Genomic DNA, 26,022 nt, shown 5'->3' on the forward strand with positions numbered 1-26,022 from the left:
TGTCTCCCCCTCCAGGACATTGCGGGCCGTTGCACTCAGAACGTGCGGGCGCGGCGGCTAGTGCCCGTCGTGGCCGTCCTCTTCCTCCAGCAGTCCCGCGTCGTACGCCAACAGGGCGATCTGTACACGGTTGTTGAGGCCGAGCCTGGCCAGGATGCGGGAGACGTGGGCCTTGACGGTGGCGACGCTCATGAAGAGCGTGCCGGCGATCTCGGCGTTGGACAGCCCCCGGCCGACCGCGACGGCGACCTCGCGCTCCCGTTCGGCCAGGGCCGTAATGCGCTCACGCGCGCGTGTGCGTCGGTTGTCGGCGGCGGAGCCCGCCGCGTGCGCCATCAGCTGCCGGGTGACGGCGGGCGACAGCACGGGGTCACCCGCCGCGACCCGGCGCACCGCGTCGAGGATCTCGGCGGGCGGGGTGTCCTTGAGGACGAACCCGGCGGCGCCCGCCCGCAGGGCGCGCAGGACCTGGTCGTCGGCGTGGAACGTGGTCAGGACCACGACCTGCGGGGCGTCCTCGCGGCGGCGCAGCCGCTGGGTGGCCGTGAGGCCGTCCACCGACGGCATCCGGATGTCCATGAGGACCACGTCGGGGCGGGTGCGGTCGACGAGCGCCTCGACCTCGCCGCCGTCGGCGGCCTCCCCGACGATCTCGATGTCAGCGGCTCCGCCCATCATGAAGGACAGGCCGGCCCGCACCAGGGGGTCGTCGTCGACGAGGAGCAGTCTGATGGCAGTCATGAGGCGTACGTAATCACGAATGCCGGGCCCGCCACGACGTCGGCGAGCGCGACGGCCGGTCCGGCCGGCCTCCGGGGCCAACGCGCGGGTGGGACAGCGGAGTTGGCTGCCGGATCGGGCGCCGGTGCGGCGGTCGCGGTCATGCCCACGGCAGCCAGGCCCGTACCAGGAAACCTCCGTCGGCCTCCGGGCCGTGCTCCAGTCCTCCCCCGGCCAGCGTCGCGCGTTCCGTCAGGCCGATCAGGCCCTGGCCGGAGCCGGGAACAGGGGGCACCTCGCCGTCGGGCGGGGGGTTGCGCACCGTCACGACGAGTCCGTCGCCCGGTGCGCCGGTGACGGTCACGGCGACCTCCGCGCCGGGGGCGTGCTTGCGGGCGTTGGTCAGGCCCTCCTGGGCGATGCGGTAGGCGGTGCGGCCGACGGAGGCGGGGACGTCGGCGGGGGCGGTGACCCGGTTGTCGAGAGTGACCTTCGTACCGGCCTCGCGGGACTCGGTGACCAACGCGTCGAGCGCGGCGAGCGTCGGCTGGGGGCGGCCCGTGTCGTCGGGCTCCGCCGCGCGCAGCACGCCGATGATCTCGCGCAGGTCCTGGAGGGCCTCGTGGGCGCTCTCCCGGATGACGCCGGCCGCTCGCTCGATCTCCTCACGGGGTGCGTCCGGCCGGAACTCCAGGGCGCCCGCGTGCACGCTGAGCAGCGTCAGCCGGTGGGCGAGGACGTCGTGCATCTCGCGCGCGATGGCCTCGCGGGCCAGCCGCTGGGCCTGCTCCGCGCGCAACCGCGCCTCGGTCTCCGCGCGCCGGGCGCGGTCGCGCAGGGTCAGCATGAGCTGTCGCTTGGACCGTACGAACATGCCCCAGCCGATGACCGTGAGGGTGAGCAGTCCGGTGAACGCGACGGCGCCCAGGTAGGGCAGGTCGGGGTCCGGGCGCAGCCAGAAGAAGACCGGCATCAGGACGAGGGAGGTGCCGCCGACCCAGGCCACGTAGCGGAAGGGGCGGTGTACGGCGAGTGTGAACAGGGCGAGCAGGCACGCTCCGCCGGCGGTGTTCGAGAGGAAGCCGACGGGAACCAGCGCCACGGCGAGCCCGACGGGCCAGCGGCGGCGCAGCCAGATCGCGGCGCAGGCGAGGGCGCCCAGCAGCTGGTCGAGGGCGACGAGGGCGTGCGGGGTGCCCGGTTCGTGTGACAGGGCGTCCGCCCCGGCCAGGCCGATGCCGACGGCCAGGAGGAAGCAGGAGAAGTCGACCGCCCAGTCCCGGGCGGTACGCCGCACGCGCCCCCGGCGGCGCGCGTCGGGGTCGAGCTCGTCGGCCAGGGCGGACGGCAGCAGCCACCGGCGCCTCTCGAACACCGGCGGTGTCTGCGCCGGACTGTCACTCTCCATGGTCGACAAATCTACGCAGTGCCGGACCGGGGCACCGCTCCTCGCACGCCACGGGCGACCAAAGTCACTGCGGCGCAGACTTTCGGCGCGGCCGGCCGATGCGAGCGGAGACTTCCGTCCCGAGTGCCTCGCCCCGCGGCCGATGCGTGTGGGGGGACCGCGGGGCGAGGGTCTGGGGCATGAAACAGGTTCTGGAGTTGCTCGGATTCATCGCCCTGGTTCAGGGCGTGCTGGGCCTGGTGCACGAGTTCGCCCACTGGCACGTGGGTCTCGTGCAGCGGCTCGGCCTCCTCGACGGCTACGAGGTCTACGCGAGCGTCGTACTGGTCGTGCTGGCGTTCGCGCTGTTCGCCGCCGCGGAGAGCCGGAAGTCCCGATGAGTGGGGGTGGACCTCCGGCTCGTCGCGCCGTTCCTGCACGGTCGACCATGATCGGACAACAGGCTCAGCAGCCGTAGTTGACCAGGTTGAACGTGACGTAGTGGTCCGCGGTGTAGTAGTCCTCGTCGGTCTTCTTCCCGGTCACGATGCGGCGCGCTCCGCGCGTCGACGACCCGGGGGTCTTCACCGTGTACTCGTGGTAGTAGCCGGTCGACTGCGAGGGCAGGACACCCTCACGGTTCTGGAAGACCGCCCCGTCCTGCGAGTAGGGGAACGGACCGCCCTCCTCGATCAGTTCGAGGGTGTCGTACGCCTGGGACGGCAGCTTGGAGTAGCAGACGCTGCCGACCGCGGCGTGCGCCGTCGTGGCGGAGACGGTACCGCCGACGAGCAGGGCGGACAGCACGGCGGCCGAGGCGCCGATGCGGGTGATTCGTGGGGGGAATCTCATGCCCCACAGGATGACGCGCGTAGACAGTGGCATGTCAATGACAAGTTTGTAGATTTTCCCGGCAAGTCCGATGAGTTTTCGGGAAGTTAACCTGCCACCGGACGCTGTCCGGAAACGCGTGCGAACCCTCGCCTCACCCGGTGTGGGTCGAGAACAGTCCGCCCGTCGGGCCCTGCTTGTCGCCGCCCTGGGCCTTCTTCAGGGCGTTGGCGAGGCTCTCGATGGTCAGGGACTGGAGGATGACACGGCCGTCGCCCTCCAGCGTGGCCAGGGACAGGCCCTCGCCGCCGAAGACGGCGTTCATGATCCCCTGGCGGTTGAGGCCGCCGACGCGCTGGACGCCGTACCGGATGCCCTCCTCGAAGGCGACCACGCAGCCGGTGTCGACCTCGATGCGGCCACCGAAGTCGGCCGGGTTCAGGTCGATGAAGTTGCCCGCGCCGGCGATGATCACCGTGCCGCGGCCGGTGAACTTCTCCAGGACGAAGCCCTCGCCGCCGCTCATGCCGGTGCGACCGCCCCGGAAGGCGATGCCGAAGTCGACCGTGGACTCGGCGGCCACGAAGGCGTCCTTCTCCGCGAACCACGCGCGCGTGCCGTCGAGCTCCAGGGCGCGCATCTCGCCGGGCAGCACGCCCGCGAACCCGACGGTGCCCTCACCGCCCGTCGACGTGAAGTACTGGAACGCCAGCGACTCGCCCGCGAGGGCGCGCTGGCCGACCTGCATGGCCGTGCCCATGGCCTGGCGCAGCATGCCGCCCATGCCTCCGCCCGCGCCCGGCTGCTGTGCCCCGCCACCGCTTCCCGACGGCCCGGAGAGCCGGGTCTCCATGGTCACGTTCGTGGTCTTGAAGAGGAACTTCCCGGCCTCGCAGTACACGGTCTGGCCGGGACCCAGGCTGACGACCGCCATCTGCATGGCGTTACCGACGATTTCTTGCTGAAGAGTCACGACCTGAGAACGCGGGAGACGCAGGGAAAGATTCCAGCCATGGCTCAGCGGCCTTCACACCGGCCGGCCGGGCCGCCCTCGCTCCCGGCCGCCCGCACACCCGGCAGGCCGGGGACACGGCGCTTTTCGTGGTCGGTCGTGCGCGGGACCTTCGACGGTAGGGTGCCGAAGGACGTTGCAGTTTGCACATGCCGAGGCGTGCGGTGCCGCGCTCGGAGCGCGGCCGGAAGCCGCGGACGACGAGCCGGACGTACCCGGCTCCCCTGCCCGCAGCACGCCATCCACGGTGAGGGACGATGATCGTATCGGTGGTGTCGATGCCGGAGGGCGTCGTCGCTCGCACAGAACTCGCGGAGGCGCGGGAGCGTCTCGGGGCCTCCGGTTTCGTGATCGTGGACATCGACCGGGAAGGTGACCCCCCGCACGACGTCACGCCACTCTGGCAGCGGCTCGGGCTGGAGGGCGAGGGCTGGGAGTGGTTCGGCACACCGCAGGAAGAGGTACGGGCCGACTACCGCGGCGACTCGGCCGCGTGCGTCGTACCGGTGGCCTGTGGCGGCCAGGTCTCCTACGTGCACGTACTGGTCGACCGGCGCTACCTCGTCACCGTCCACCAGGGGCCCGTCGCGCTGGTCGACACCTTCATCGAGCGGTTGCCGCTGGACGCGCCCGCGGACCCGGTGACCGCGCTGTTCCTGTTTCTGCAAGGTGTGCTGGAGAGCTTTCGCCGCGCCGTCACGGAGGCCCACCTCGAGGTCGAGGACCTCGAGGAGGAGATGTTCGCGCAACGCGAGCCGGAGCAGGTGCAGCAGCTGGCCCGGCTGCGACGGCGAGCGGCGCGTCTGCATCGTGCGTTCCTGCCCTACGCCGCCCTCGCACAGGAGATCCTCGTACGTCGCCGCGTGGCGAACCAGGGCATCTCCGACGAGCGGAAGGCGATGAACACCTTGCACGAGCACACCGTGCAGCTGGTGCTCCTGGAGATCGAGTCGCTGCGGGACGCCACCCGGCGGGCCGCCGGCAGCTACGCGTCGCTCATCGCCGACCAGCAGAACGTCGTGATCAACCGGCTCACCATCGTGTCGATGGTCTTCCTGCCGCTGTCGTTCCTGACCGGGTTCTTCGGCATGAACTTCGCCTACCTGACCAACGGCCTCGAGAGCGAGCACTCGTTCCTGACACTCGGCCTGGGGCTCCAGGTGGGGGCCGTGGCCGTCGCCATGTACTACGTGCTGTACCGCACGCACTGGCGCCAGCTCCGGCTCAGCCGGGACCGTGACGCCGTCGACGAACAGCTCTGACCACGTCGCAGCACAGGGCCGCGCGGCGCCACCCCGCCCCCGCCTCGACCGCCCTCACCTCAGCCGCCGAGCTCCTGGTGCCTCGCGGTCAGAACCGCCGCGCCCGCCTCCGTCAGGGAGCCGAACAGGCGCAGGCGGGAGATGCCGCCGTCGGGGAAGATGTCCACGCGTGCGTGCGTGCCGACCGCGGGGTCCGGCAGGACGAAGCGGTGGTCGGAGTCGGGCTGGAGGCGGGTGCGCGGGAGGATCTCGGTCCAGGCGCCGTCGTCGCCGTCCTTCACCGACACCGACGCCCAGCCCGCCGCGTTCCCCTTCAGGTACGCGGTGTCGATCTCGATCGCGCGGATCACGGACTGGGCCGCCAGCCGGTAGCGGATCCAGTCGTTTCCCTGGTCGCGGCGGCGGCGCGTCTCCCAGCCGTCGTCCATCTTGTGGGAGCGGCCCGGCCGGATGGTGTTCGTCGCCGGGGAGTAGAAGAGGTTCGAGGCGTCCTCGGCCCGGCCGCCGTTCTCCAGCGCGACCACGTCGAAGGTGCCGAGTACTTCCAGCCACGCGGGGTCGGGCACGACCTCGCCGTACACCCGTAGGCGCGCGATGCCGCCGTCGGGGTGCTGGTTGACGCGCAGGTGGGTGAAGCGCTGTTCGACCGAGACGGCGAAGCCGTTGGCGGCGTGGCCGCCGACCGGGGTGCGCGGGACCAGCGTGGTCCACTTCACGTCGTCGGCCAGGAGCTCCGCCGGGGACGGGGAGCCGGGCACCGCGGCGCCCTCGACCGAGACCGCCTGGGGGTAGTTGCCGCGGAAGTGGGCCGTGTCGACGACGATGCCCCGCACGACGCCGGGCGCGCCGAGGCGGACCAGCGCCCAGTCGTGGTCCTGGGCCGTCGGCCAGGGGTGCTCGGCCGAGGCGCCGCGCCGGCGGCGGGTCTCCCAGCCGTCCATGATCTTGCCCTTGTGTCCGAAATGCTCGGGGTCGAACTCGGCCGGGCCGGGCAGCAGCAGGTTCTCGCGCTGGGCGAAGAACTCGTCGTTGGCGGCGATGACGGCGGCGCCGAGCCGCCGGTCGGCGAGGTCGGCGTGGTGGGTGAAGGGGAAGTCGGCGGTGCGGTAGTCCGCGTACGGGTCACCGCCTCCGTAGGGGTTCGCGTCGCCGGTGAAAGTCGGAGTCGCCGTCACGGTGATCAGGTGTTCCTTTCGGGAGTCGGCCGCTGCGGGTGCGGGGGTTCGCCACGGGCTCGGGGACCGCTGCGCGCGGCGAGGGATCGCTGCGCGTGCGGTGAATCGCCGCGGGTGCGGTGGTTCAAAGGGTGCGGTGGTGCAAGGGGCTGCCGTGGTTCAGGGGGTGCGGGTGAGGAGCCGGCCCTTCGGTTCGGTGAACTCACCGTCGCTCACGATGCGTTCGCCGCGCAGCCAGGTGGACTTCACGACGCCGTACAGGGTGCGGCCCGCGTACGCGGTGACGCGGTTGCGGTGCTGGAGGGCCGCCGGGTCCACGGTGAACGTCTCGTCGGGCGCGAGCACGGCGAAGTCGGCGTCGCGGCCCGCCTCGATGGCGCCCTTGCGGGCGTCCAGCCCGACCAGTCGTGCCGTGTGCGTGGACATCCAGCGGACGACGTCCTCCAGGCCGTGCCCGCGTTCGCGGGCCGCGGTCCACACCGCCGCCAGACTCAGCTGGAGGCCGGAGATGCCGCCCCAGGCGGTGGCGAAGTCGTCCGTCTTCAGGTCCGCCGTCGACGGCGAGTGGTCGGTGACCACGCAGTCGATCGTGCCGTCCGCCAGTGCCTGCCACAGCAGGTCCTGGTTGGCCGCCTCGCGGATCGGCGGGCAGCACTTGAACTCGCTGGCGCCGTCGGGGACCTCCTCCGCGGTCAGGGTCAGGTAGTGCGGGCAGGTCTCGACCGTGATGCGCACGCCGTCGGCCTTGGCGGCGGCGATCAGCGGCAGCGCGTCGCTCGACGACAGGTGCAGGACGTGCACGCGCGCGTGGAGGCGCTTCGCCTGCGCGACGAGCGAGGCGACGGCGGTGTCCTCGGCGTCGCGCGGCCGGGAGGCGAGGAAGTCGGCGTACCGGGGGCCGCCGTGCCGTGGGGCGGCGTCGAGGTGGTGCGGGTCCTCGGCGTGCACGATCAGCAGGCCGCCGAACCCGGCGATCTCCGCGAGCGAGCGCGCGAGGCCGTCCTGGTCGAGGTGCGGGAACTCGTCCACGCCGGACGGCGACAGGAACGCCTTGAAGCCGAAGACGCCGGCGTCGTGCAGCGGGCCCAGGTCCTTGACGTTGTCGGGCAGGGCGCCGCCCCAGAAGCCGATGTCGACGTGCGCCTTGTCGGCGGCCACCCGCCGCTTCGTCCGGAGGTGGTCGACGGTCGTCGTCGGCGGCAGGGAGTTGAGCGGCATGTCGACGAGGGTGGTGATGCCGCCGGCCGCCGCCGCGCGCGTGGCGGTCCAGAAACCCTCCCACTCGGTGCGGCCGGGGTCGTTGACGTGCACATGCGTGTCGACCAGGCCGGGCAGCAGGACGTGGTCGCCGACGTCCTCCAGGCGGGCCCCGGACGGCACCTCGGCGTCGTACGGCAGTACCGCCGTGATCTTCCCGGCGGAGACCGCGACCGAGGCGGCCCGCGTCCCTTCCGGAGTGATGACTCGCGTCGAGCGCAGCACCAGTTCAGCGTCGGACACCCGGACCCCTCTCTCTGCCGCCGTTCCCTTCCGAGACGCGGGATTCACTTCCACGTAACGAAATTCAACGTTCTGTTGAAGGAGTCTTCACTCCCGCCCCCGCGCCGTCAAGGGCACACTCCTCCACGGTGCGCCCCAGACGGGACGCTCTAGACTTTTCCATAAAGCGGAATTATCATTCCATCAAGCAGAACGTAGCTCCGCACAAACGGGGTGTCGACCGACCGCCGGGTAGGCTGCTGATCCTCCTGCCACCCCGAAAGGAACGTGCCGTGCCGACGTCCAGCGCCAGCGCCACCGACTCCGCCAAGTCCGCCAGCGGCGGGGTCCAGTCACTGGAGCGCGCCTTCGATCTGCTGGAGCGGATGGCGGACGCGGGTGGCGAGGTCGGACTGAGCGAGCTCTCCGCGAGCAGCGGGCTGCCGTTGCCGACCATCCACCGCCTCATGCGCACCCTGGTGGCCTGCGGATACGTGCGTCAGCAGCCCAACCGCCGGTACGCGCTCGGCCCGCGCCTGATCCGCCTCGGCGAGTCCGCCTCACGACTGCTGGGCACCTGGGCCCGCCCCTACCTCGCCCGACTGGTCGAGGAGACCGGCGAGACGGCGAACATGGCACTGCTCGACGGGGACGAGATCGTGTACGTGGCACAGGTGCCGTCGAAGCACTCGATGCGCATGTTCACCGAGGTCGGCCGACGCGTCCTGCCGCACTCCACGGGCGTCGGAAAGGCGCTGCTCGCCGGCTTCCCGGACAACGAGGTGCGCGCGCTGCTCGGCCGCACCGGCATGCCCGCGGCGACGGAGAAGACGATCGTCACGCCCGACGGCTTCCTCGCGGCGCTGGAGGACGTACGGCGCACCGGGTACGCGGTGGACGACAACGAGCAGGAGATCGGCGTGCGTTGCCTCGCGGTCTCCGTACCGGACTCCCCCACCGCCGCCGCGATCTCCATCTCCGGCCCGGCGGGCCGGGTCACCGAGGCGGCGACGGAGAAGATCGTGCCGGTCCTCCGGCAGGTCGCCGACGAACTGTCCGAGGCCCTCGCCACCTCGGGTGGCGCCCACGGCGGGGCGTGACGCGCGCCGCCACAGCGGGACATGGCGCGCCCGCATCGCGTGACGGCCGCCGCGGGTCAGCGGGGGCGGGGTTCGCCGAAGAGCTCCACCGCCGCACGGACGTCCGACAACCCTTGCGCCAAGGCGCTGACCGAGCCGATGGCGCCCGCGACCAGCAGCAACGAGCGGCGCAGGTGGGGGATCTCGGGGGCACCCCCCAGGGCCATCGCGTTCAGCGCGGCGAGTTCGTCCTCGGCGATGCCCCGGTCGGGGAACTCCGCCGGATGGGCGGCGAGTTCCCGGCGCAGCCGGGACACGGCGGAGCGCAGCTCCGTCACCCGTGGGTCCTCGACGCTCCCGGTCACAGCCCTCTGCTCCACACTCCGCAACACGGTCTTCCCCCTCGCACGTCGTTGTGCGCGTCCTGCTCTGCCGGATGCCCCGCGCCCGGCGCTGGTCGGGCCCCCGGTCGGTCGGTGCGGGCGCCCAGTTAACGCCACGCGGACCCGCGTACGCCAGTCCGGTGCGTCGTCAACTTCCTTGCTCCGTAAGGCTTCCGCGTGATCGGCGGGTTGCGGCCGGGTCCAGCCGTGCCGCGTCACCGACCTCCCCGGGCAGCACACCTAGAGGGCGCCGCGCCAGACCTTCACGTCGAACGTGACGTAGCGGCTCGGATCGAACTCGGGCGAGAGCCCCTGACAGGTGACGAGGCCCACGTCACCGGCGTCGGTGAGGACGCAGATCTGCCGGCCCTTGGAGAGGCTGTTGGTGCTCACGCCGGAGGCATAACGGGTCTCCGCGAGGCAGGTCGCCGGCGTGCCGGCCTCCGAGCGGGAGAGCGGGATGAGCCGCCCGTCCGTCTGGATCGAGTCCGAGTTCCACCTGTAGCCGACGTCGCTCTCCGAGTCGTCCCCGACCGGCCTGAGCGCGTCGTCGGTGAACGTCAGGTGGTATCGATCACCCGGGGGCCGTCCGAGGCGAGCAGCACGTTCGACGGCTTGAGGTCGCGGGGCACGAGCCGGCGCGGTGGATGACGTGCAGCGCTCCGCGATCCCGGCGACGAGCAGCAGCACGGTGGGCACCGGCAGCCGCCCGTGCGCGGCGACCGCGTCGGCGAGCGAGGGGCCGGGCACGTAGGTCGTGGCGAGCCAGGGCCGGGGTCCCTCCGTTTCGGCGTCGATCACCGGCGCGGTGTAGAGGCCCTGGACCCGCTGGGCGGCGTCGACCTCGTGCTTGAAACGGCGCCGGAACTCGGGGTCCTCACTGAACTCCGGCCGGATCACCTTGACCGCGACGGCCCTGCCGCCGGGCGTGTAGGACAGGTAGACCTTGCCCATGCCGCCCGCGCCGAGCCGCGCGGAGATCCGGTACCCGGCGACCGCGTCGGGGTCGCCCGCCTCCAGCGGCTCGAAGACTCCCGCGTTCGCCGCCGCTCGCCCTGCCCGTCCAACTCGCCCTCCGCGGTGCTCACTTCGCCCCGTCCTTCGTCCCGGCCCTCGTACGGCGGCCGTCCAACCCCATGGTCCGCCCCGGCCTCCCGCCGCACCGTGCGGTATGCAGGGTCCATGACGATACCTCAGACGACGCGGGAGACGCCCGCGGTTGCGGGGCTGCTGCTCGCCGCGGGCGGCGGACGGCGGCTCGGCGGCCGGCCCAAGGCGCTGCTCGTCCATCGGGGCCGGCCGCTGGTGGAGCATGCCGTGGCGGTGCTGCGGGCGGCGGGCTGCGAGCGCGTGCACGTGGTGCTGGGAGCCGAGGCCGCCGCCGTGCGGGAGCGGGCGGAACTCGGCGGCTGCGTGCTGGTGGACAACCCGGCGTGGGAGCAGGGCATGGGCACCTCGCTGCGGGCCGGGATCGACTCCCTCACCGGAACGGGCGTACGGGCGGCGCTGGTCTCGCTCGTCGACCAGCCCGGCATCGGCCCGGAGGCGGTGGGCCGGGTGCTGGCCGCCTACCGGGACGAGACGTCCCTGGTCTCGGCCGCCTACGCGGGCGTACGCGGCCACCCCGTGCTGTTCGGCGCCGGCCACTGGGCGGGCATCGCCGCGACCGCGACCGGGGACCGGGGGGCACGCGCCTATCTGAAGGAGCACGCGCGGGCGGTCACGCTCGTGGAGTGCGGGGATGTGGCCCGGCCGTACGACATCGACACGGAGGCCGACCTGGTCCACCTTGAGTGAGCGGGGTGGCACCGAGAGCCACGTTGCCTCGACTCAGAGAATCTCGACGTCAACAAATCATTGAACTTCCACCATGAGGAAACTAGTATCCACTGATCAGAAGCACCCGCCGCTCCCCGGGAGCTCCTCGCCCCGCCCGGGGCGACCGGCACCCGGTGCCACGCCCGCCGTGCCACGCTCGCTGAAGGAAGTGACAGCTCATGTCCGCACCAGCGCCGTCCCCGCTGGCCATCGTCGACGCCGAGCCCCTGCCCCGGCAGGAGGAGGTCCTCACCGACGCAGCGCTCGCCTTCGTGGCCGAGCTGCACCGGCGGTTCACGCCGCGCCGGGACGAACTCCTCGCCCGCCGGGCGGAGCGCCGCGCCGAGATCGCCCGCACCTCCACGCTCGACTTCCTCCCGGAGACCGCCGCCGTGCGCGCGGACGACTCCTGGCAGGTGGCCCCGGCCCCGGCGGCCCTGAACGACCGCCGGGTGGAGATCACCGGTCCCACCGACCGCAAGATGACGATCAACGCCCTCAACTCCGGCGCCCGGGTGTGGCTCGCGGACTTCGAGGACGCCTCCGCGCCCACCTGGGAGAACGTCGTCCTCGGCCAGCTCAACCTGACCGACGCCTACACCCGGAACATCGACTTCACGGACGAGCGCAGCGGAAAGTCGTACGCCCTGAAGGCCGGTGGTGAACTCGCCACCGTCGTCATGCGCCCGCGCGGCTGGCATCTGAACGAGCGTCATCTCGTGGACGCCGACGGCCACCCGGTCCCCGGCGCCCTCGTCGACTTCGGCCTGTACTTCTTCCACAACGCCCAGCGGCTGCTCGACCTCGGCAAGGGCCCGTACTTCTACCTCCCGAAGACGGAGTCCCACCTCGAGGCCCGCCTCTGGAACGACGTGTTCGTCTTCGCGCAGGACCACGTCGGCATCCCCCAGGGCACCGTCCGCGCCACCGTCCTCATCGAGACGATCACGGCGGCGTACGAGATGGAGGAGATCCTCTACGAACTCCGCGACCACGCCTCCGGGTTGAACGCCGGCCGCTGGGACTACCTGTTCTCCATCATCAAGAACTTCCGCGACGGCGGTCCCAGGTTCGTACTGCCGGACCGCAACTCCGTGACGATGACGGCCCCGTTCATGCGGGCGTACACCGAACTCCTCGTCCGCACGTGCCACAAGCGCGGCGCACACGCGATCGGCGGCATGGCGGCGTTCATTCCGTCACGGCGTGACGAGGAGGTCAACAAGGTCGCCTTCGAGAAGGTCAAGGCCGACAAGGACCGCGAGGCGAACGACGGTTTCGACGGGTCGTGGGTGGCCCATCCGGACCTGGTGCCGATCGCCCTGGCCTCCTTCGACGCCGTGCTCGGCGACCGCCCCCACCAGAAGGACCGGCTGCGCGAGGACGTCGACGTGCGGGCGGCCGACCTGATCGCGATCGACTCCCTCGACGCCAAGCCGACGTACAGCGGGCTGGTCAACGCCGTCCAGGTCGGCATCCGTTACATCGAGGCCTGGCTGCGCGGCCTGGGCGCGGTCGCCATCTTCAACCTCATGGAGGACGCGGCCACCGCCGAGATCTCCCGCTCGCAGATCTGGCAGTGGATCAACGCGGGCGTCGAGTTCGAGAACGGCGAGAAGGCCACGCCGGAGCTGGCCCGCAAGGTCGCGGCGGAGGAGCTGTCGAACATCCGCGCGGAGATCGGCGAGGAGGCCTTCGCGGCCGGTCACTGGCAGCAGGCCCACGACCTGCTGCTGACGGTCTCCCTGGACGAGGACTACGCGGACTTCCTGACGCTGCCCGCCTACGAGCAGCTCAAGGGCTGAACCCGGCCGGTCCGCGACCAGGCCGTCACCTGTCCGAGTGGCCCAGGGACCTCCCCGGGGCCACTCGGTCGCGTACGGCCTTCTTGACCTCCGTGGGTTCCGGGAAGCCCTGCTCGCGCCGGTCCCACACCACCTCGTCGTTCACGCGCACGACGAACACGCCGCCCTTGCCCGGCTTCAGCGCCAGCTCGGTCAGCTCGGCCTCGAAGGTGGTCAGCAGCTCCTGAGCGAGCCAGGCGGCCCGCGGCAGCCAGCGGCACTGCGTGCAGTACTCGATCTCCACGCGCTGGACGTCCGTCATTGCAGGTGCACCGACCAATCCTGTTCCGCGGCCGGTTTGCCGTGCAGGTCGGGGACCCGCTTGAGCCAGTTCGGCCGGCCTTCCTGGTTCTTCGCCGCCCGCCGGGCCTCCTCGGCGGCGAGCTCCTCCCGGCCGGGGAAGTCGGTGGGCAGCCAGGCCCCGGAGGCCCGCACGCGTGCGTGGAGATGGTCCACGTACGCCGTCCGGGCCTCGTCGGGCGTGGCGAAGTCCGGGTCGTCCGCGAGCCAGGCGTCGGGCACCTCGGCGACGACCCGGCGCAGCAGTTCCTCGGTCACCCTGGGGGCGAGCTCGGCGTCGGCGGCGCGGGTGTCCGGCGCGTACTGGCCGAGGGCGTGGTGACGGAAGTCGTAGGCCTTCTCCGGTTGCGACGCGTCCCAGCGGTGATGGAAGACGAGCGCGGCCCCGTGGTCGATCAGCCACAGCCGTGGGGGCACGGTTCCGAACGTGGGCCAGATCATCAGGTTGGAGCTGTGGACGGTGCGGTCGACGTTCACGGTCAGGGCGTCCAGCCAGACGATCCGGCCCGCCTCCAGCGGGTCGACGTCGAACCTCCTGGCCACCTCGGGAGTGAAGTCCTTCGCGCCCGGCAGGTAGTCCATACCGAGGTTGACGCCCGCGCTGGCCTCCATCAGGTCCCGCACCTCCTGGTGCGGCTCGTGCGCGCCGAGCTGCGGATCGAAGTCCACCAGGACCAGCTCGGGGAACCGCAGCCCGAGGGCGCGGGCCAGCTCCCCCACGATCACCTCGGCCACCAGCGCCTTGCGTCCCTGCGCGGAAGCGGTGAACTTCACGACGTACGTCCCCAGGTCGTCGGCCTCGACGACAGCGGGCACGGACCCCCCGGACCGCAGGGGCTCGATGTAGCGGGTTACGGCAACCTCTCTCAGCATCTTCCAAAGCCCCGCAGCTTGTTTACCTCGTATTCCATGGTCAGCTCCTACGCGGTGCGCACTGCCTCCAGCATGACGATAGTAACCAGGCGTGACGGCCGGGGCGGAGGGCGGCGACTCAGCGCCAGGACGGATGCCCCTCCGGGGTGCTGCCGGTGGTGAGCCTGCGTTCGCCCGTACCGTCCGCGCGGACGGCCCAGAGCGCCGGTTCGTCGAAGGGCCCCCGTACGAAGGCCACCCACTTGCCGCCCGGTGCCCAGACCGGGTCCATCTCCTGAGCGGCGGTCTCCACCAGTGGCCTGTCGTCGGTGCCGTCGGTCCTGACGAGTCGGATGTCTCCGCCCGTCCCCACGCCCGGCGCCCCGGCGGTGTAGGCGAAGGAGCGGCCGTCCGGGGACCAGACGGGATCGAGCGCCCGCCGGGACTGGTGGGTCACCTGCCGGACTTCGCCGCCCGGCTGTGACGGATCGACGACGTGGATCTGCCAGCCCGACGCCTTCTGCAGGCAGATGGCTATGTACCTGCCGTCGGGGGACCACGCCGGGTCCTCCACCTTCGCGGTACCGGTGGTCAGTTGCTGCGCGGAGCCGTCCGAGACGTTCACGACGAAAAGCTGCTGCACGCCGTCCTGCCGGCGCAGCACGGCCAGTCGCCTGCCGTCCGGGGACCAGGACACCCGGCCGCCCGCGATGGCGGCGATCCGGCGGACGCCGGTGCCGTCCGCGTTCGCCGTCCAGACGGCCGACTCCTGCGACGTCTTGCGGGTGAACGCGAACGACTCATGATCGGGGGACCACTGCGGGAGGGCGTCGCAGGTCCCCTCGATCAGCTGTCTCGGGTTGTCCGTGGTGGAATCGCGGCGGCCGATCACGCTGTGGCATGTCGAGGATCCGGGGTCCGTGTCCATCCGGACCAGCAGCGGGGCGTCGGGAAACGCCGCGGGGGTCGACCGCCGGGGCGACGGCGAGGCTCCCCCGGCGTCGTCGCCGCCTTCGCCGGAGCCGGTCCAGGGATGCCACACGAGCAGACCCGCGATGGCCGCCGCGGCCAGCAGCGCCGCGACGGCGACCGTCCTACGGCGCCCGCGCGGCGGTCTGACGCCACCCACCGATCCCGGGCTGCCGAGCGGTCCGGGGCCTTCACCCACCGATGCGGGACCGTCAGGTGGGACAGAGCCGCGGGGCGGGACGGGAGCGCCGAGCCGAAGGGGGGCCCCGGGCGGCGGTGTGGGGGCGGGTGCGAAGTCCGGGGCGGGCCCGAAGCCGGGGCCTGGCGGCGACGGGACGGTCGGGGGGTGGGAGGCCACGGCCGTCCCCGGCCCCTCGGCAACCGCCGACGGGGCGGACAGGGCCGTGCGAGGGTCGGTGGGCGCGGCTGACGGGCGATCCGGCGTCGCGACGGACGCCACGGGGTCCTGGCTCCGTAGGAGCGCGGTCGCCTCGGCCGGCAGCCAGGCGTCCGACGGATGGCGGACCGTCAGGTGATCGAGGAACTCCGACGGGCCGGGGCGGTCCCGCGGATCCTTGGCCAGGCAGGCCGCGACGAGCTCGCGCAGTGGGTCGGGAACGCCCGTGAGGTCCGGCTGTTCATGGACGACGCGGTAGTGCCGGGCCGCCGACGCCCCGTCGCCGAAGGGAGCGCCGCCCGCCGCCTGGCCGAGCACCACGCCCAGGGCGAACATGTCCACCGCGGGGGTGAGCGTGCCCCCGGTGAGCTGCTCCGGCGCGAGGAAGCCGGGGGTACCGATCTGGAACCCGGTCTGGGTGAGGGCCGTACCGTCGAGGGCCCGCGCGATGCCGAAGTCGATGACCCGGGGGCCGTCCTCCGCGATGATGATGTTGGCGGGCTTCAGGTCGCGGTGGATGACCCCGGCCTGGTGGATGGCAGCCAGCGCCTCGGCGAGGCCGGCGGCCAGCACGGTGAGCGTGTCCTCGGGCAGGGGCCCCACCCGGTCGAGCACGGCCTGCAGCGTGGGTCCGGGCACGTAGGCCGTCACCAGCCAGGCCGGCGCGCCCTGCGGGTCGGCGTCCACGACCGGCGCGGTGTGGAAGCCGCCGACGCGGCGGGCCGCGGCCACTTCGTCGGCGAACCTACGCCGGAAGCCCGGATCCGTGCTCAGTTCGGGCCGTACGACCTTGACGGCCACCGCCCGGCCCGACCGCGAGCGGCCGAAGTAGACGACGCCCATGCCCCCTTGGCCGAGCCGTCCCACCAGCCGGTATCTGCCGTCCCCGACAGATGCGGGATCACCCTCTTCGAGTGGCTTCATGACTCCCCCATCTCGCCCCTCCGGCGCGGGCACTGCGAGCACCTCGGCCCCCGCCGCGGAACTCCCCCGTCCCGGCCTTCAGTTTAGAGGGTCGCCTCACCACGTCGTGGGGTCGCGACGACTGACTTCCCGCCCGCGGGCGGGGTTCGACCGAGACCGGGGTCGCGCATCGCGGGCCGGACGACGACGGCTGCCGCACCCCGCGCGCAAACCCGGCGGAGAACGGGAGTCCAGGCCCCGCGTGCGGCGGGTGGGACACCGCACCCCGGCGACGGGCGTGATCCGCGCACGCCGGCCCCGCCGTTCACCTCGTCAGTGGGTTCGGCAGCGGCAGGTAGCGCGCGTCCGCACCGTCCGCTCCCGTCCAGCGCAGCAGCAGGTTCGTCTTGCCGGGCAGGGTGGGTGAGGAGAGGAGCGCGGGGATCTCGGGGAGGTCGTGCCGGATGAGTTCCCGGCGGACGGCGGGCCAGGGGTCGAGTCCGGGGTGGCGTTCCGCGAGGGTTCCGGCGATCTCGGTGAGGTGGTTGACGAGCAGGCAGTACACGAGCCGTTCCCAGCCGGCCTCCCGGGACACCTCCGGCAGCAGCTTGACGCCCTCGGCGTCACGGAACAGCGCCTGCACCGGTGTGCCGTCGGCGTCGACGGCCACCAGCGTGTTCTGGACGTGCGCCTCCAGTACGACGCCGTGGTCGGCGAAGGCCGCGAGGGCCGGCGGGACGACCACCCGCAGATACGCCGCCCACCAGGCCGCCGGATCCTTCGTACGGTCCAGCGGGCTGCCCGCGAAGCCCTCCACCAGGCCCGCCGCGAGCAGGGGGGTCGCGCCGGGGCCGACGTGGTCACGCAGTCCGTCGCGGACCAGGACCGCCAGCTCCTCGAAGGCGAAGTCGGCTGTGCGGTAGCCGCGGTCGCTCAGCCAGGCCGCGGGGGCGGGAGCGCCGACCGACGTGCGGGCGTCGGCTCCCGGCGCGAGGGCACGCGTCGCCGCCGCGTCCGTCCGGCGCAGTTTCAGCAGGTCGTGGCGCCAGAGGCGGCGGATGTCGTTCGTGATGCGGACGTCCAGGCTGAACTTCAGGAAAAGGTCGTGGTCGGGGGCGTACAGCGTGCGGATCGCGGCCGTGGGCCAGGTGTCGGACGCCGTCGTGCCCAGCCGGATCAGCCGGCCGTCGGCGAAGGCCGGGGCGAGGTCGCGGCCGACGAGGTCGAGTTGCCAGGGGTGGGCGGGCAGCACCCGGTAGCCGGGCGGGACCTCGCCGTGGAAGAGGGCGTCGAGGGCCGAGGTGTCGCCCTCCTCGACGACCGTGTCCTCACGCACGCCGAGCAGCACCAGCGGGAAGTGGGCGTGCGCCTCGGGGGCGTACGGCAGCCAGCCCGCTACCGGGCCGCCGCCGCGGGCCTTCGGGGCGGGGTGGTGGGGGTGCCCGGTGATGAGGCACTGCTCGGAGCGCAGGTAGAGGTCGTCGGGCGGGACGGCCCGGTCCCGGGCGGTGAGCAGCGCGGCCACCGCGTCCCGGCTGTCGATCATCTCGGCGGGCAGTTCGTGATTGGACAGGCCGGTGTGCCCGCGCAGTTCCTCGGCGACGAGCTTGACGAGCTCGGTGTGGCCGAGCCGGTGCCAGGCGCCCGCCGCGTACACCTCCGGCTCGGCGGGCCGTCGTGTCCCGCGCACCCGCAGCAGGCGGTCCCCGCCGGGGAGCCGGTGGACCGGTCGCTCGCCGGGATCGGCGGGGTCGGCCGGGTCCCCCAGCGGGCGGCCCACCTCACGCAGCAGGCAGTTGAGCAGCGGCGCGGCCGCGTACGCGTCGGCCAGCTCCGCGATGTCGCCGACCGGCACGGCGGCGCATGCTGGTGCAACGTCGTGCGGTGCGGCGTCGTCGCCGTCGGGCAGGGGCAGGAGGTCCACGCGATCCACTCGTTCCCTACGGTCCGTTCCGGGCGGAGACGATCAGTATCGCTGTCGTCACCGCACGCGGTGACCGTCCAGTCGTAACCGACTCGTACCCGAGGAGCCCGACCGTGTACCGACCCCCCAGCGCCGAGGCCGAGGTCGCCGCCGAACTGGCCGCCGTACGCCCCGACCTCGTGTCGCGGTTCTCGGCCGAGCTGCCCGGTGCCCGGGCGGCCGTCCTGACCCGGCTGTGGCGCGCGCTGGCCCATGAGCCGCTGCCGTGGATCACGCGCCGCGAGCCGGCCGGCGACGGGCTCACCCTGCACCTGTCCGACGGCCGCCGGCTGCACGGCCCGGCCCCGGACCCGTACGCCACCGCCGCGTACGTCACCGCCGTACGGCTGGAAGCGGTGGAGTACGACCGTCCCGAACTGCTGCTGACGGCGCTCGCCGTGCCGCACGGTGCCGCCTTCGCGGCTGAACTCGGCCACAGCGTCGCGTCGTCGGCGCTGTCCCGGGCCGGGCAGCCGGATCACCCGGACGAGTGGCCGGCGACCGACTGGGAGTGGGAGCAGCGGGTGGTCGACGGGCATCCGTACCACCCCAACTGCCGTTCCCGTCCGGGTTTCTCGGTCGCCGAGCAGCTCGCGTACGGGCCCGAGCACCGACCGCTGGTGGAGCTCGGGCTGGTGCCGGTGGCGGCGGACGAGTGTCTGGTGACGGGCGAGTGGCCGCGGTGGCTGCGGGACGGGGGGCGGGTGGTGCTGCCGGTGCATCCCTGGCAGGCGGCGCATGTGCTGAAGCGGACGGGCGACACCGGTGTGGGCGCGCGACCGCTGATGTCCCTGCGGACGCTGGCCCTGCCGACGGGGCCGCACGTGAAGACTGCGCTCAGCGCCCGGCTGACGTCCTCGGTGCGGGACATCTCCGTCTACTCGGTCTCCCTTTCCGCGACCCTGTCGGCGTTCGCGGAGTCGCTGACGGCGTACACGGACGGCCTGCTGCACGTCACCCGCACACTGGGCGCGGCCACCGCCGACTCGCCCGACCTGGCGGCCGTGCTGCGGGAGTCGCCGCAGGAGTACGGGTCGGCCGGGGAGCGTGTGGTGCCGGTGGCGGCCCTCGCCACCACCGAACTGCCCCGGTCCGCCGACTGGCTGGCCGGGTTCACCCGGCTGGCGCTCACGGTCGGGCTGCGGCTGCTGGAGCTGGGCGTCGCCCTGGAGGCGCACGGCCAGAACCTGCTGGTGGTGCTGTCAAAGACGGGCGCCCCACTGCGTCTGGTCTACCGCGACCTCGCCGACATCCGGGTCAGTCCGCGGCGGCTGGCCCGGCACGGCGTCCCGGTGCCCGCGCTGACCGGACGGATCGTCACGGACGAGGTGACGACCCTGCGGCGCAAGCTGTTCGGTTCGCTGGTGGCGGGCGCGCTGGCCGGAACGGCCGGGTCGGCGGCGGCACTGTGCGCCGCGCTGGAGACGGCCGTACGGGATCTGCCGCGCACCCCTGACCTGGTGGCACTGCTGGAGGAGCCGCTGCCGACGAAGGCGTTGACGCTGATGCGGCTGTCGCCGGGGGTCGCGGGTGACCAGTGGGCGCAGTTGCCCCGTCCGCTCGGCCCGGTCCCGCGCGGCCACTGAGCGAACCCCGCTGTGCGGCGCGCCCGGTCCGATCAATAGGATCCGGCGATGATCAGAACACAACGGCTGGCGGTGGGGATCTGCTCCCTGCTCGCCGCGTTCACGGCCGGGATCGCGTTCCCGGCCGGGGCGCTCGCCGACGAGACCACCGCCGACGCACCGAAGGTCGACCTCGTCCTCGATGTGAGCGGGTCGATGCGCGCGAACGACATGGACGGCACGTCGCGGATGGCCGCGGCGAAGCAGGCGTTCAACGAGGTGCTGGACGCCACTCCCGAGGAGGTCCGACTCGGGATCCGCACCCTGGGCGCCAACTACCCCGGCGACGACCGCAAGACGGGCTGCAAGGACACCGCGCAGCTCTATCCGGTCGGCCCGCTGGACCGGACCGAGGCGAAGACGGCGGTGGCGACCCTCACGCCCACCGGCTGGACGCCGATCGGCCCCGCCCTGCTGAAGGCCGCCGACGACCTCGACGGCGGCACCGGTTCCAAACGCATCGTGCTGATCAGCGACGGCGAGGACACCTGCGCCCCGCTCGACCCGTGCGAAGTGGCCCGCGAGATAGCGGCCAAGGGCATCGGCCTGACCATCGACACGCTCGGTCTGGTGCCGAGCACGAAGCTGCGCCAGCAGCTGAGCTGCATCGCCGAGGCGACCGGCGGTACCTACACCTCGGTCGAGCACACCGACGAACTGACCGACAAGGTCAACCAGTTGGTGGACCGGGCGGCCGACCCGGTGGTGACGCCGGTCGCGACGGAGGGCGCGGCCGCGTGCTCCCAGGCGCCGACCCTGAAGTCCGGTCTGTTCACCGACCGCGCGGAGTTCGGCCAGGAGCGCTGGTACCGGGTGGACGTGAAGCCCGGCCAGGAACTGCGCGCCTCGGTGAGCGTGAGCGCCGACCGGGCCGTGAACCCCGACTACGGGGTGCTGCTGCGGGCGGCCACCGTGCACAGCCGCGAGATCGTGCGCGGCGAGGCGGCCGGCAACGGCCGTACGGACGTCATCTCGACCGGGCTGCGCTACCCGAAGGCCGAGAGCGACGAGGAGGACGCGCCCGCCGAGACGGTGTGCCTCCAGGTGACCGACTCCTTCTCCGCGGCCGCCGGCGTGAAGACCACGCCCGGGCTGCCGCTGGAGCTGACGGTCGACGTGGTGGACGGCCCGTCCCAGGCGAGCGACGTGGCCTCGTTCGGCCTCGGTCGCGGCTGGTGGCTGCTCGGTGCGCTGATCGTGGCCGGTTTCCTCGCCGGTGTGCTGTGGGGCTGGCTGTCGCGCTGGCGCCTCGCGGTCTGGAGGACCAACTGATGCGAATCACACGAGTGTTGAGCCTGTCCTTGCTGGCCCTCGGGCTGGCCGCGGGCCCCGCGGCGGCCGATTCGTCGCCCTCGGCGAGCCCCTCAGACGACAGCGGTGCGCCCACCTCGGCGGGCACCTCGTTCCGTACGGCGACCGAGATCGAGCAGGGTCAGACGGCGACGGCGAGCGGCTCCGCGGGCGACTACCTGTACTGGTCGTTCCCGGCGGACGCCGGACAGCGGCCGACCGTCGAGGCGACGGTGAAGCTGCCGGACGCGCACGCCGGCCAGTCCTGGCAGATCGACGTGTACGACGGTCTGCGCCGCCGTCAGGCCTGCCAGTACGGGGCGCAGACGCGCACCGCCGCCCAGGACGCGGCCTCCGTCGAGCTGGCCTGCACCCTGCGCACGGTCCGGGCCTGGTCGGAGGCATGGGCCAACGACCCGCTGCCGGGCACCTATTACCTGCGGCTCACGGTCGTCGGCCTGAAGACCGCCGACCTGGGCCTGCCGGTGAACGCCGAAGTGCGGGTGGAGTCCAAGGACATCGGCGGCTCGGCGGCGGTGGACGGCTCGCTGTCGGAGCCGCTGGTGCCGGGGATCGCGGTCAAGTCCCGCACGGAGTCCGCCGAGTCGGACGATTCCGGTGATTCCGACGGCTCGACGAAGTCGGCGGTGCTGTCCAGCATCGAGCCCGACGACGGCTGGTCCTCCGGCTGGTGGTCCGACCGCTGGGTGTGGACCGGGCTGGGCGGCGTGCTGGCCGCGCTCGCGGGCATCGGCGGGTACCGGCTGACACGCGGTTCGGGGCGGCCGTCCCGGGTGCCCCCGGCCGTCTGACCACGTCGGGGCAAGGCCCGTCCGTCACACCGCCGGAACGGCCTACGACACACGGGCGGAAGGCCCGTCGCGTTCGCGCGGCGGGCCTTCCGCGTGTCCGCGTGTCCGCGTGTCCGTCCGCCCCGCCCCGTCTGGCTCGCGCCTCGCTCACGCCTCGCTCACGCCTCGCGCAAGGCCTTGGCGAGCGTGCCCTCTCCGGTCACGTGGATCCGTCCGTCGCGGACGGCGTCCGTCACGGTCAGCTCCCCCCGTCCGATGGCCGTACAGGTGTCGGTGTCCAGCACCAGTCGGGCGTCCGGCTCGCGGGGCGCGGGCCCGTCGCCGTGGACCGGGCCGCCCCCGGCACCGACATACAGATGGAAGTCGCCTTCCTCCAGGACGACTTCGACGAGCCCCTCGCCCTCCAGGCCGCGCAACAGCGGCAACGCGAACCAGTGCGCGCGTACGGCGTCCGTGGGCCTCCGCTCCCCCAGTTCGGCCTGCCCCCACTCACCCAGGGCCTGCAGCGCGTGAATCAACTCCCGCCCGCGTCCGCTGAGTTCATAGACGTTGGCCGCGCCGGGCGGCGGAAGCCGGCGCCGGGTGGCCAGGCCGTCGCGTTCCATGTCCTTCAGCCGGGAGGCCAATACGTCCGTGCTCACGCCCGGCAGGTCGGCGTGCAGGTCCGTGTAGCGGCGCGGGCCGGCGAGCAGCTCCCGGACGATCAGCAGGGTCCAGCGGTCGCCGACGGCGTCGAGCGCGCGGGCGACGGAACAGTACTGGTCGTAGCTTCGGCGAGGTGACATGCGGCGCAGTCTAGACATGTTGTTGGACTTTCCAAGCTGCCACTTGGTAAAACCAAGTACGCAACATCGCGAACCGGAGGGCGCAGCGCATGGAGTTCCGGCAGTCGAACAAGCTCAGCGAGGTCTGTTACGAGATCCGCGGCACGGTGATCGAGCACGCCGACGCGCTGGAGGAGGCGGGTCACAGCGTGCTGCGCCTGAACACCGGCAACCCCGCGCTGTTCGGCTTCGAGGCGCCGGAGGAGATCCTCCAGGACATGATCCGCATGCTCCCCCAGGCGCACGGCTACACGGACTCGCGTGGCATCCTCTCCGCCCGCCGCGCGGTGGCCCAGCGTTACCAGGACCGCGGCCTCGAGGTGGACGTCGACGACGTCTTCCTCGGCAACGGCGTCTCCGAACTGGTCTCGATGGCCGTCCAGGCCCTGGTGGAGGACGGCGACGAAATCCTCGTCCCCGCCCCGGACTTCCCGCTGTGGACGGCCGTCACGACGCTGGCCGGCGGCAAGGCGGTGCACTACCTGTGCGACGAGCAGGCCGATTGGTACCCGGACCTGGACGACATGGCGTCGAAGATCACCGACCGCACGAAGGCGGTCGTGATCATCAACCCGAACAACCCGACCGGCGCGGTGTACCCCAAGGAGATCATCGAGGGCATCCTCGACCTGGCCCGCCGACACGGCCTGATGGTCTTCGCCGACGAGATCTACGACCAGATCCTGTACGACGACGCCGTGCACCACTCGGCCGCCGCCCTCGCCCCCGACCTGGTGGTCCTCACCTTCTGCGGCCTGTCGAAGACGTACCGGGTGGCCGGGTTCCGCTCGGGCTGGCTGGTCGTCACCGGCCCCAGGCAGCACGCGAAGGACTACCTGGAGGGCCTGACCATGCTGGCCTCCATGCGGCTGTGCGCCAACGCGCCCGCCCAGTACGCCATCCAGGCGGCGCTCGGCGGCCGTCAGTCCATCCGCGAACTCACCGCGCCTGGCGGCCGGCTGCACGAACAGCGCAATGTGGCCTGGGAGAAACTGAACGAGATCCCGGGCGTGTCCTGCGTTCGGCCGAAGGGCGCGCTGTACGCGTTCCCGCGCCTCGACCCCAAGGTGCACAGGATCCACGACGACGAGAAGTTCGTCCTGGACCTGCTGCTGCGGGAGAAGATCCAGGTGGTCCAGGGCACCGGATTCAACTGGCCCACCCCCGACCACTTCCGTATCCTCACGCTCCCCCACGCGGACGACCTGGAGGCGGCCATCGGACGGATCGGGCGGTTCCTGAGCGGGTACCGGCAGTAGCGGGCTCCTAGCCTGGGGGCATGGGTGATCTCTTCATCGTCCGGCACGGTGAGACCGAGTGGTCGCGGTCCGGACGGCACACCGGGCGGACGGACGTCCCGCTGACCGAGCACGGCCGGGAGGAGGCGCGCAGCCTGGTGCCGCTGATCCGCTCGCACCGTGTCGGCGCCGCGTTCGTCAGCCCCCTCCAGCGGGCGCGGGAGACGGCGCAGCTCATCGGGTTGCGCGACGCGCGGATCGACGTGGACCTCCAGGAGTGGGACTACGGCGGGTACGAGGGCGTCACGACCGTCGAGATCCAGCGCACCCGACCGGGCTGGTTCCTGTTCACGGACGGTGTCGCGCCCGGGCCGCCCGACCGCCCCGGGGAGACGCCGGAGCAGGTCGGGGAGCGCGCCGACCGGGTGCTGGCCAAGGTGGACGCGGCGCTCGCCAACACCGAGGGCGTCGTGGTGCTGGTGGCGCACGGTCACTTCCTGCGGGTCCTCACCGCCCGCCGGCTGGGGCTGCCCCCGCAGGACGGGGCGCTGTTCCAGCTGGCCACCGGATCGCTGGGCCGGCTGGGCACGGAGCACGGGCGGCCGGTGATCGCCGGCTGGAATGTCAGAGCCCGGACGTAGCCTTCGGATGGGCTGTCCGGGTCGTCCGGCGGCCGGTGGGCCCGGGAGGGAGGCATGCCGTGACACGACCGCCGACCGCCGCGCAGCGGCGGGTGATCGATGCCGCCGACCCCGTGACCGGGCGGCTGCGGGGCACGGAGGCACAGCTCGCGGCGCTGGTGGGGCGGGGACTGGCCTTCCGGCACCCGAGACCGCCGCACGACCACTTCCTGACCCCGGCAGGACACCGGATACGGGAGACGGTCGACCGGCCGCCCCCGGAGCCGGCCGCCGGGGCGCCCGCGACCGCCGGGGTGTTCGCCGCGCGCGTCGGCGGCGAGGACGAGCCGGAGACGGGCTCCGGGCCCGCCCGGAGCCGTGAGGTGCACAGTGCCTGGCAGGGCCTGCTGGAGCTGCGCCGGATGACCAACCCGTCAGGTGCCACCGACCTGCCGTGCGGCTGGGAACGGACCCATCTGGTGCGGGCCGCGGCGCTCGCCCTGGAAGCGGCCGGGCACCGCCCCGCGGGCCGTGACACGGACGGCTACCGGGTGCGCGCGACCCCGCAGCCGGAGGCCGTCGCCGTGCGCGAGCCGGACGGCGAGGCGCTGCGGGCCTGCGCGCTCACCCTGGAGCGGGCGGGCTGGCAGGTCGGCGAGCACAGCGAGCCGCGCACCAGGGACCGCTATCTGCTGGCATCCCCGCGCCGGGCGTGACGGCCGCGCCATGCCAAGATCGGTGGGCAGTGCACCGAAGAGCATGACCACGAGCGACGAGAAGGGGAAGCAGTGAGCGAGCCGTTTTCCGTCCGGGTGACCGTCCGCGGCTACGAGACGGACGCGCAGGGCCATCTCAACCAGAGCGTGTACCTCAACTACGCGGAGCACGCCCGCTGGTCGCTGCTGCAGGCGGCGGGGATCACCCAGACCCGCCTCGTCGGCCAGGGCGTGGGCCCGGTCTCCCTGGAGACGACCATCCGCTACAAACGGGAACTGGTCGCCGGTGACGAGGTCGACGTGACCTGTGTCTTCGTCTGGGGCGACGGCAAGACGTTCCGGATCGAGCAGACGATCCGCAAGGCGGACGGCACGGTGGCGGCCGAACTCACCGCGGTCGGCGGTCTGCTGGACCTCAAGGAGCGCAGAATGGTGCCGGACCCGCGCAAGCACTTCAAGGAACTGGCCGCGGATCCGGGCCTGTTCGGACTGTAGGCACGCGGCGCCACGTCGGCCGGCGGCC

Annotated in this window: 25 protein-coding genes and 1 pseudogene; 12 read left to right on the forward strand and 14 right to left on the reverse strand. The window is 72.5% G+C overall.

Going from position 1 to position 26,022, the window contains the following annotated elements; all coding sequences use genetic code 11:
* Window positions 1-57: 57 nt before the first annotated feature.
* Both ACFV0T_RS02220 and ACFV0T_RS02225 read right to left on the reverse strand, forming a co-directional pair.
* Complete coding sequence (locus ACFV0T_RS02220) at window positions 58-741, reverse strand: response regulator (RefSeq protein WP_385773479.1); 684 nt, start codon at window positions 739-741, stop codon at window positions 58-60.
* Between the two features lie 139 nt (window positions 742-880).
* The gene (locus tag ACFV0T_RS02225) at window positions 881-2,128 is read right to left on the reverse strand and encodes a histidine kinase (RefSeq protein ID WP_385773481.1); all 1,248 of its coding nucleotides are present in this window, start codon (window positions 2,126-2,128) and stop codon (window positions 881-883) included.
* A gap of 179 nt (window positions 2,129-2,307) precedes the next feature.
* Between ACFV0T_RS02225 and ACFV0T_RS02230 the strand changes: the two genes are divergently transcribed.
* Window positions 2,308-2,508, forward strand: a complete 201-nt coding sequence (locus ACFV0T_RS02230) for a hypothetical protein (protein ID WP_385773483.1) — start codon at window positions 2,308-2,310, stop codon at window positions 2,506-2,508.
* Window positions 2,509-2,572: 64 nt separating this feature from the next.
* On the opposite strand, the gene ACFV0T_RS02235 is transcribed toward ACFV0T_RS02230, so the two are convergent.
* Window positions 2,573-2,959, reverse strand: a complete 387-nt coding sequence (locus tag ACFV0T_RS02235) for a ribonuclease domain-containing protein (protein ID WP_385773484.1) — start codon at window positions 2,957-2,959, stop codon at window positions 2,573-2,575.
* 133 nt (window positions 2,960-3,092) lie between these two features.
* Window positions 3,093-3,911: an AIM24 family protein gene (locus ACFV0T_RS02240; RefSeq protein WP_385773486.1), complete on the reverse strand. Its 819-nt coding sequence runs from the start codon at window positions 3,909-3,911 to the stop codon at window positions 3,093-3,095.
* Between the two features lie 296 nt (window positions 3,912-4,207).
* Here ACFV0T_RS02240 and ACFV0T_RS02245 point away from each other — a divergent pair, with 296 nt between their 5' ends.
* Window positions 4,208-5,212, forward strand: a complete 1,005-nt coding sequence (locus ACFV0T_RS02245) for a CorA family divalent cation transporter (protein ID WP_385773488.1) — start codon at window positions 4,208-4,210, stop codon at window positions 5,210-5,212.
* A gap of 59 nt (window positions 5,213-5,271) precedes the next feature.
* Here ACFV0T_RS02245 and alc read toward each other — a convergent pair whose 3' ends face one another.
* The gene (gene alc, locus ACFV0T_RS02250; protein WP_385773489.1) at window positions 5,272-6,387 is read right to left on the reverse strand and encodes an allantoicase; all 1,116 of its coding nucleotides are present in this window, start codon (window positions 6,385-6,387) and stop codon (window positions 5,272-5,274) included.
* Window positions 6,388-6,546: 159 nt separating this feature from the next.
* Window positions 6,547-7,887 carry an allantoinase AllB gene (gene allB, locus ACFV0T_RS02255; protein WP_385773491.1) on the reverse strand — a complete coding sequence of 447 codons (1,341 nt, stop codon included), beginning with the start codon at window positions 7,885-7,887 and terminating at the stop codon, window positions 6,547-6,549.
* A 272-nt stretch (window positions 7,888-8,159) separates the two neighbouring features.
* Between allB and ACFV0T_RS02260 the strand changes: the two genes are divergently transcribed.
* A complete protein-coding gene (locus tag ACFV0T_RS02260; RefSeq protein WP_385773493.1) occupies window positions 8,160-8,966 on the forward strand; it encodes an IclR family transcriptional regulator in 807 nt (268 codons plus the stop codon).
* A gap of 56 nt (window positions 8,967-9,022) precedes the next feature.
* Here ACFV0T_RS02260 and ACFV0T_RS02265 read toward each other — a convergent pair whose 3' ends face one another.
* The 3 genes and pseudogenes from ACFV0T_RS02265 to ACFV0T_RS02275 form a co-directional block, all read right to left on the reverse strand.
* Entirely contained in the window at window positions 9,023-9,337 is a 315-nt protein-coding gene (locus tag ACFV0T_RS02265) for a DUF5955 family protein (protein ID WP_385773495.1), read from the reverse strand.
* A gap of 231 nt (window positions 9,338-9,568) precedes the next feature.
* Complete coding sequence (locus tag ACFV0T_RS02270; RefSeq protein ID WP_385773497.1) at window positions 9,569-9,721, reverse strand: hypothetical protein; 153 nt, start codon at window positions 9,719-9,721, stop codon at window positions 9,569-9,571.
* 176 nt (window positions 9,722-9,897) lie between these two features.
* A pseudogene (locus ACFV0T_RS02275) lies at window positions 9,898-10,348 on the reverse strand (serine/threonine-protein kinase); the annotation flags it as partial.
* A gap of 162 nt (window positions 10,349-10,510) precedes the next feature.
* On the opposite strand from ACFV0T_RS02275, the gene ACFV0T_RS02280 reads away from it, so the two are divergent.
* On the forward strand, window positions 10,511-11,125 hold the full coding sequence (locus tag ACFV0T_RS02280) for an NTP transferase domain-containing protein (protein WP_385773499.1): 615 nt from the start codon (window positions 10,511-10,513) through the stop codon (window positions 11,123-11,125).
* Window positions 11,126-11,325: 200 nt separating this feature from the next.
* On the forward strand, window positions 11,326-12,951 hold the full coding sequence (gene aceB, locus ACFV0T_RS02285; protein ID WP_385773501.1) for a malate synthase A: 1,626 nt from the start codon (window positions 11,326-11,328) through the stop codon (window positions 12,949-12,951).
* 25 nt (window positions 12,952-12,976) lie between these two features.
* Here aceB and ACFV0T_RS02290 read toward each other — a convergent pair whose 3' ends face one another.
* From ACFV0T_RS02290 to ACFV0T_RS02305, 4 genes are all read right to left on the reverse strand, one after another.
* A complete protein-coding gene (locus ACFV0T_RS02290; protein WP_385773503.1) occupies window positions 12,977-13,252 on the reverse strand; it encodes a SelT/SelW/SelH family protein in 276 nt (91 codons plus the stop codon).
* Window positions 13,249-14,163, reverse strand: a complete 915-nt coding sequence (locus tag ACFV0T_RS02295; protein WP_385773505.1) for a HipA family kinase — start codon at window positions 14,161-14,163, stop codon at window positions 13,249-13,251. The genes ACFV0T_RS02290 and ACFV0T_RS02295 overlap by 4 nt, the downstream gene beginning before the upstream one ends.
* Window positions 14,164-14,281: 118 nt before the next feature.
* Entirely contained in the window at window positions 14,282-16,432 is a 2,151-nt protein-coding gene (locus ACFV0T_RS02300) for a protein kinase (RefSeq protein WP_385773507.1), read from the reverse strand.
* 304 nt (window positions 16,433-16,736) lie between these two features.
* Window positions 16,737-18,344 (reverse strand): IucA/IucC family protein, encoded by a 1,608-nt coding sequence (locus tag ACFV0T_RS02305; RefSeq protein ID WP_385773509.1) that lies wholly within the window; start codon window positions 18,342-18,344, stop codon window positions 16,737-16,739.
* Window positions 18,345-18,448: 104 nt separating this feature from the next.
* Between ACFV0T_RS02305 and ACFV0T_RS02310 the strand changes: the two genes are divergently transcribed.
* From ACFV0T_RS02310 to ACFV0T_RS02320, 3 genes are read left to right on the forward strand one after another with little or no spacing between them, the layout of a single operon-like run.
* Window positions 18,449-19,960 (forward strand): IucA/IucC family protein, encoded by a 1,512-nt coding sequence (locus ACFV0T_RS02310; RefSeq protein ID WP_385773511.1) that lies wholly within the window; start codon window positions 18,449-18,451, stop codon window positions 19,958-19,960.
* A gap of 48 nt (window positions 19,961-20,008) precedes the next feature.
* Entirely contained in the window at window positions 20,009-21,271 is a 1,263-nt protein-coding gene (locus tag ACFV0T_RS02315) for a VWA domain-containing protein (RefSeq protein ID WP_385773513.1), read from the forward strand.
* A complete protein-coding gene (locus tag ACFV0T_RS02320; RefSeq protein WP_385773515.1) occupies window positions 21,271-22,101 on the forward strand; it encodes a hypothetical protein in 831 nt (276 codons plus the stop codon). Before ACFV0T_RS02315 ends, ACFV0T_RS02320 begins: the two co-directional genes overlap by 1 nt.
* Before the next feature lie 158 nt (window positions 22,102-22,259).
* On the opposite strand, the gene ACFV0T_RS02325 is transcribed toward ACFV0T_RS02320, so the two are convergent.
* Window positions 22,260-22,886 (reverse strand): winged helix-turn-helix transcriptional regulator, encoded by a 627-nt coding sequence (locus tag ACFV0T_RS02325; RefSeq protein WP_385773516.1) that lies wholly within the window; start codon window positions 22,884-22,886, stop codon window positions 22,260-22,262.
* A gap of 89 nt (window positions 22,887-22,975) precedes the next feature.
* On the opposite strand from ACFV0T_RS02325, the gene ACFV0T_RS02330 reads away from it, so the two are divergent.
* From ACFV0T_RS02330 to ACFV0T_RS02345, 4 genes are all read left to right on the forward strand, one after another.
* Window positions 22,976-24,184, forward strand: coding sequence for a pyridoxal phosphate-dependent aminotransferase (locus ACFV0T_RS02330; protein WP_385773518.1), 1,209 nt, complete (start codon window positions 22,976-22,978; stop codon window positions 24,182-24,184).
* A 20-nt stretch (window positions 24,185-24,204) separates the two neighbouring features.
* Window positions 24,205-24,804, forward strand: a complete 600-nt coding sequence (locus ACFV0T_RS02335; protein ID WP_385773520.1) for a histidine phosphatase family protein — start codon at window positions 24,205-24,207, stop codon at window positions 24,802-24,804.
* A 59-nt stretch (window positions 24,805-24,863) separates the two neighbouring features.
* Entirely contained in the window at window positions 24,864-25,499 is a 636-nt protein-coding gene (locus ACFV0T_RS02340) for a hypothetical protein (RefSeq protein WP_385773521.1), read from the forward strand.
* A gap of 72 nt (window positions 25,500-25,571) precedes the next feature.
* Window positions 25,572-25,994 (forward strand): acyl-CoA thioesterase, encoded by a 423-nt coding sequence (locus ACFV0T_RS02345; protein ID WP_385773523.1) that lies wholly within the window; start codon window positions 25,572-25,574, stop codon window positions 25,992-25,994.
* The last annotated feature ends 28 nt before the right edge of the window (window positions 25,995-26,022 follow it).

This window comes from Streptomyces sp. NPDC059582 (assembly GCF_042735715.1).
Taxonomy (GTDB): Bacteria; Actinomycetota; Actinomycetes; order Streptomycetales; family Streptomycetaceae; genus Streptomyces.